Source organism: Actinoplanes sp. NPDC051633 (genome assembly GCF_040681735.1).
Taxonomy (GTDB): domain Bacteria; phylum Actinomycetota; class Actinomycetes; order Mycobacteriales; family Micromonosporaceae; genus Actinoplanes.
Genome location: NZ_JBFAZH010000457.1, coordinates 1 through 5,725, shown reverse-complemented (window position 1 = coordinate 5,725; position 5,725 = coordinate 1). Strand labels below are relative to the sequence as shown.

Annotated in this window: 6 protein-coding genes and 1 pseudogene; 3 read left to right on the top strand and 4 right to left on the bottom strand. The window is 69.6% G+C overall.

The features are described from left to right. Positions 1-50 precede the first annotated feature (50 nt). The 3 genes from AB0M20_RS23710 to AB0M20_RS23700 are packed head-to-tail and all read right to left on the bottom strand — an operon-like array spanning position 51 to position 2,931. Entirely contained in the window at positions 51-833 is a 783-nt protein-coding gene (locus AB0M20_RS23710) for an ATP-binding cassette domain-containing protein (RefSeq protein WP_364301560.1), read from the bottom strand. Positions 834-844: 11 nt separating this feature from the next. Further along, entirely contained in the window at positions 845-1,870 is a 1,026-nt protein-coding gene (locus AB0M20_RS23705) for an ABC transporter permease (RefSeq protein ID WP_364301558.1), read from the bottom strand. Positions 1,871-1,872: 2 nt separating this feature from the next. Continuing rightward, positions 1,873-2,931 (bottom strand): sugar ABC transporter substrate-binding protein, encoded by a 1,059-nt coding sequence (locus AB0M20_RS23700; protein ID WP_364301556.1) that lies wholly within the window; start codon positions 2,929-2,931, stop codon positions 1,873-1,875. Positions 2,932-3,082: 151 nt separating this feature from the next. Between AB0M20_RS23700 and AB0M20_RS23695 the strand changes: the two genes are divergently transcribed. From AB0M20_RS23695 to AB0M20_RS23685, 3 genes are read left to right on the top strand one after another with little or no spacing between them, the layout of a single operon-like run. Next, on the top strand, positions 3,083-4,093 hold the full coding sequence (locus tag AB0M20_RS23695) for a LacI family DNA-binding transcriptional regulator (protein ID WP_364301554.1): 1,011 nt from the start codon (positions 3,083-3,085) through the stop codon (positions 4,091-4,093). Between the two features lie 49 nt (positions 4,094-4,142). Then, positions 4,143-4,655, top strand: coding sequence for a metallophosphoesterase (locus tag AB0M20_RS23690; protein WP_364301552.1), 513 nt, complete (start codon positions 4,143-4,145; stop codon positions 4,653-4,655). 9 nt (positions 4,656-4,664) lie between these two features. Continuing rightward, a complete protein-coding gene (locus AB0M20_RS23685) occupies positions 4,665-5,078 on the top strand; it encodes a nitroreductase family deazaflavin-dependent oxidoreductase (protein WP_364301550.1) in 414 nt (137 codons plus the stop codon). A 48-nt stretch (positions 5,079-5,126) separates the two neighbouring features. Here the strand turns inward: AB0M20_RS23685 and AB0M20_RS23680 are convergent. Continuing rightward, positions 5,127-5,725, bottom strand: a pseudogene (locus tag AB0M20_RS23680) (glycine hydroxymethyltransferase); the annotation flags it as partial.

Genomic DNA, 5,725 nt, shown 5'->3' with positions numbered 1-5,725 from the left:
GCCCGGTCTCCGCGCCTGTGGAAGAACCGCGGAGACCGGGCCGAGCAGCGTTACCTCACATTCGGGTCGGCCATCGGTGGAGCGGGCGCCGCACCGGTCATGATCGCGACCGCCTCGGACATCGAGTGGGACTGCGGCGTGATCACCGTCGCGCGGCGGCCGAGTCGCTGGATGTGGATGCGATCCGCGATCTCGAACACGTGCGGCATGTTGTGGCTGATCAGAATCACCGGCAGCCCGCGATCGCGGACGTCGCGGATGAGCTGCAACACCCGGTTGCTCTCCTTGACGCCGAGCGCCGCGGTGGGCTCGTCGAGAATCACCAGCTTGCTGCCGAAGGCGGCCGACCGGGCCACCGCGACCGCCTGCCGCTGGCCGCCGGAGAGCGACTCGACGGCCTGGCCGATGTTCTGCAGCGTGCCGATGCCGAGCTCGGACATGTGCCGCTTGGCCTCGGACCGCATCTTGCCCCGGTCCAGCATCCGGAAGACCGAGCCCAGCACGCCGGGCTTGCGCTGCTCCCGGCCCAGGAACAGGTTGTCGGCGATGTCCAGCCCCGGCGCCACCGCCAGGGTCTGATAGACCGTCTCGATGCCGGCCTCGCGCGCCTCCATCGGGTTGCGGAAGGTGACCCGCTCCCCGTCCAGATAGATCTCGCCGCTGTCCGGGACCAACGCCCCGGACAGCGCCTTGATCAGGCTGGATTTGCCGGCGCCGTTGTCGCCGATCACCGCGAGGATCTCGCCCGGATAGAGCTCGAGGTCGCCGCTCTCGATCGCCGTCACGCGGCCGTACCGCTTGACCAGACCCTTGGCCTGGATCACCGGTGTCATGGTGGTCGTCGTCATGCCTTGACCTTCCTGATCCACTGGTCGAGCGACACCGCGACGAGCACGAGCAGACCGATCGCGAAGCCCTGCCAGACCACCTCGACGCCGGCCAGCTGCAGGCCGTTGCGGAACACGCCGACGATCAGCGCGCCGATCAGGGTGCCGATCACGCCGCCACGGCCGCCGAACAGGCTGGTGCCGCCGAGCACGACGGCGGTGATCGAGTCGAGGTTGTACTCGGTGCCGACGTTCGGGCTGGCCGACGCGAGGCGCCCGATCAGGATCCAGCCGCCGACCGCGTAGAGCAGACCGGCCACCGTGTAGACCGAGAACAGCACCCGGTTGGTGCGGATGCCGGCCAGGCGGGCGGCCTCGATGTCGTCGCCGGTCGCGTACACGTGCTTGCCCCACGAGGTGCGGCCCAGCGCGTAGAAGAAGAACGCGAACAGCACCAGCATGATGATCGAGCCGTACGTGAGCCGGAAGCCGCCGATCGGGATCGCCGTGCCCGTCCACGTCATGAGGCCGGGCATCTCCGAGCCACGTATCGTCTCGCTCCTGCTGACCACCGCGTTCAGCGAGAAGAAGATGGTCAGCGTGCCCAGCGTGACGATGAACGGCGGCAGCTTGATCCGGGTGACCAGGAAGCCGTTCAGCGCGCCCATCAGCGTGCCGCAGATCAGGCCGACCAGAAGGGCCAGCAGGCCCGGCAGGCCCGCCCTGGTGGCGAAGACGGCCGTCAGGATCGCCGAGAAGACCGCGATCGCCCCGGCCGCCAGGTCGATCCCGGCGGTGAGGATGATCAGCGTCTGCCCGAGCGCCAGCACCGCGATCACGGTGACCTGGCCGAGCACGAGCGACAGGTTGGGCGCCGAGAAGAAGCGCGAGTTGACGAGCGAGAACGCGATGATCGCGACGATCAGCACGGCCAGCGGGCCGAGCACCGGGTTGCCGTGCAGAATGTGCTGGATCCGCAGCCCGATCGAGTCGTGGTGCTGGGTTTCGAAGTCGGTTTCCTTTTCCTTGGCGACCGTTGTCATGATCAGCCCCAGCAGTTCTGCTTGCCCCAGGCGGAGTCCTTGGCGTCGACTCCGTCCTGCGGCTGGTCGGTGATCAGGGTGGCGCCGGTGTCGACGAAGTCCTTGCCGGCGGTCGCCGACGGCTTCTCGCCGCCCTTGGCGAAGGCCGCGACGGCCGCGACGCCGTCCTGCGCCATCTTCAGCGGGAACTGCATCGAGGTCGCGCCGATGACGCCGGCCTTGACGTTGTCGACGCCCGGGCAGCCGCCGTCGACCGAGACGATGGTGACGTCCTTCTCCTTGCCGGCCGCCTTGATCGCCTGGTAGGCGCCGGCCGCCGCGGGCTCGTTGATCGTGTAGACGAGGTTGATCGACGGGTCCTTCTGGAGCAGGTTCTCCATCGCCGTACGGCCGCCGTCCTCAGCGCCGTCCGTCACGTCGTGCCCGACGATCCGCGGGTCCTTCTCGTCGCCGATCTTGTTGTTGTCCGCGACATCGATCCCGAAACCTTCGAGGAAACCCTGATCCCGCTGTACGTCCACGGAGACGCCGTTGGCGTTCAGGTCGAGCAGGGCGATCTTCGCCTGCTTGCCGTCCTTCTCGAACTTCGCCTTCGCCCACTGCCCGATCAGCTTGCCGGCCTGCCGGTTGTCGGTGGCGAAGGTGGCGTCCACGGCGTTCGCCGGGTCGGTCGGGGTGTCCAGCGCGATCACCAGCAACCCCTGCTGTTTGGCCTGCTCGATCGACGGGACGATGGCCTTGGAGTCGCTCGGGGTGATCAGGAATCCTTTGGCGCCGCGCGAGATCAGGTTCTCGATCGCGGTCACCTGGGCCTCGTTGTCGCCGTCCTGCTTGCCGGCAAATGACTGCAGCTCGACACCCTGCTCATCGGCCGCCTTCTGCGCGCCCTCCTTCATCTTCACGAAGAAGGGGTTCGTGTCGGTCTTGGTGATCAGGCCGACGATCGGCTTGTCGCCGCCGGAACCGCCGCCGGAGTCGTCACCGCACGCAGCGCTGCTCAGCACGAGCGCGGCGGCACAGCCCACGGCCAGCGTGGACCGAAGTGGATGGGGATGACGCATGTCTCCTCCAAATCGATTTTGCAAAGCGCCATCGAGACGCGTAAATCGCGAGACAACGTTGTCTCTACTAGACGGCCGGAGGGATCGAGTGTCAACAATAAGTTCCCACAATGTTGCGATCGGTGATCATCTCGGGGGTTGGGGAGGCGCTGTGGCCGGGGATTCGCGGCCCACCATGAACGACGTCGCCCGCACCGCCGGGGTGAGCCTCAAGACCGTGTCCCGGGTGGTCAACGGGGAGACCACGGTGGCGCCGGACCTGGCCGCCCGCGTGCAGGCCGCGGTGGAGATGCTGAACTACCGGCCACACATCGGCGCCAGCATGCTGCGGCGCAACGACCGGCGGACCTCGACGATCGGCGTGCTGCTGGAGGACGTCGGCAACCCGTTCTCGGCGGCGCTGCACCGGGCGATCGAGGACGAGGCGCGGCTGCGCGGCGTCCAGGTGCTGATCGGCAGCGTGGACGAGGACCCCCAGCGCGAGCGGGAGCTGGCCGGCGCGTTCACCCAGCGGCACGCGGACGGACTGATCATCGCGCCGAGCGGTCCGGACCAGAGTCATCTCGGATCCGTTTCGGACATACCCGTGGTGTACGTGGACCGGCCGGGCTGCGGCCACGACGGCGACGCGGTGCTGGCCACCAACGTCTCCGGCGCACGGGACGCGGTCCGGCACCTGGTGGCCGGCGGGCACCGGCGCATCGCGTACCTCGGGGATGACGCCCGCATCGCGACGGCGCGGGAGCGGCACCGCGGATTTCTCGCCGCGCTCACCGGAGCCGCCCTGTCGCCGCACAGCGTGCGGCGGCTGAGGCACTGGTCCCTGGCGGAGAGCGCAACGCTCGGGCTCTTCGACCGGCCGGACCCGCCGACCGCACTGTTCACCAGCCAGAACCTGATCACCATCGGCGCCTTCCGGGCGCTGCGGCGGCTGCACCTGCACACTCGCGTGGCGCTCGTCGGCTTCGACGACTTCCCGCTGGCGGACCTGCTGCAGCCGGCGGTGACGGTGGTCGCGCAGGACCCGACGACGATGGGCCGGACGGCGGCGCGCGCTCTCTTCGAGCGGATCGGCGGCGCCGACGGCCCGCCGCGCGAGTTCTGGATCCCGACCAAGCTGATCGAACGCGGCTCCGGCGAGATCCCGCCGGCCGCGGCCTGATCTCGGGACGGCACGTTTGTGCCGCGGCCGGCGCGGACAATCGGAGCCTGTGCGGCTCCTGCTGATCTCCGACACCCACGTGCCCAAACGCGCCCGCGACCTGCCCGCGCAGGTGTGGGACGAGGTGGTCGCGGCGGATGTGGTGTTCCACGCCGGTGACTGGGTCGACGTGGCACTGCTGGACGTGCTGTCGTCGTCGGCGCGGCGGCTGATCGCCGTGTACGGCAACAACGACGGGCCGGCGCTGCGGGCCCGGCTGCCGCTGGTCGCGCGCGAGACCCTGGCGGGGGTGCGCTTCGCGGTGGTGCACGAGACCGGCCCGTCGACCGGGCGCGAGGCCCGCTGCGAGGCCGGATATCCGGATGACGACGTGCTCGTTTTCGGACACTCGCACATCCCGTGGGACACGACGGCGCCGGGCGGCCTGCGGCTGCTGAACCCCGGCTCCCCCACCGACCGCCGACGCCAGCCGCACTGCACCTACATGACCGCGACGGTCGCGGGCGGCGCCCTGAGCGACGTGACGCTGCACCGCCTCCCGCTCCGGGGCCGGACCGAGTAAATTCACTGCATGATGAGTTCTGGCCGTACCCGCCGCCGGTGGTTCTGGCTCTTGAAGAACACGCTGAACCGGGCCACGCTCCGACTCGGCAAATCGGGGCGTGGACCGATCTCGGTGATCCGGCACACCGGCCGCAAGAGCGGGCGGGTGTACGAGACTCCGTTGCTGCTCGCGACCCACGACGGCGACTTCGTGGCGGAGTTGACCTACGGGCCGTCGGTGGACTGGTATCACAACGTCGAGGCCGCCGGCGGATGCACGGTGCTCAGCGGCGGCGTCGAATACCGCATCGCCGCCGTCCGGCCGTGCGACCCGGCGGTCGGCATGCGGGCATACGGGATGCCCGCCGCGCTGATCCTGCGCGTGCTGCGCCGCAACGACTTCCGCATCCTGCAAGTCGCCGGGCGCGACCGACCTCGGTGAGAGTTGGGTTCAGCATCACCCACCGAGGCCGGGCATCGCGCTGATCTGCTAGAGGGTGACGCTCGGGTAGAGCGGGAAACCGGTCAGGAGATCGCTCGCCTGCTTGTGGACGCTCTCCGAGACGCTCGGGTCCAGGGTGAACTTCGCCTTCGAGGACTCCGACGGCGTGGTCTGGGACAGGACCGTGTGGATCAGCTCGGCGATCTGGTCCATCTCGCCGGCGCCGAGGCCGCGCGACGTCAGGGCAGGCGTGCCGATCCGGATGCCGGAGGTGTACCAGGCCCCGTTCGGGTCCTGCGGGATCGCGTTGCGGTTGGTCACGATGCCGGAGTCGAGCAGCGCCTGCTCCGCCTGCCGGCCGGTCAGGCCGAACGGGTGCACGTCGATCAGCACCAGGTGGTTCTCGGTGCCGCCGCTGACCAGCTGCACACCGCGCCTGGTCAGGCCCTCGGCCAGCGCCTGCGAGTTGGTCACGATCTGCTGCGCGTACGAGGCGAACTCCGGGCGGCGCGCCTCGGCGAACGCGATCGCCTTCGCCGCCATGACGTGCGCCAGCGGGCCGCCGAGCACCATCGGGCAGCCGCGGTCGACCTGGTCGCGCAGCTCGGGGCCGCACAGCACCGCACCGCCGCGAGGGCCGCGCAGGC

Coding starts and splice junctions, on each gene's coding strand:
- AB0M20_RS23710 (WP_364301560.1), bottom strand. CDS start 833: ATGACACCGGTGATCCAGGCCAAGGGTCTGGTCAAGCGGTACGGCCGC.
- AB0M20_RS23705 (WP_364301558.1), bottom strand. CDS start 1,870: ATGACAACGGTCGCCAAGGAAAAGGAAACCGACTTCGAAACCCAGCAC.
- AB0M20_RS23700 (WP_364301556.1), bottom strand. CDS start 2,931: ATGCGTCATCCCCATCCACTTCGGTCCACGCTGGCCGTGGGCTGTGCC.
- AB0M20_RS23685 (WP_364301550.1), top strand. CDS start 4,665: ATGATGAGTTCTGGCCGTACCCGCCGCCGGTGGTTCTGGCTCTTGAAG.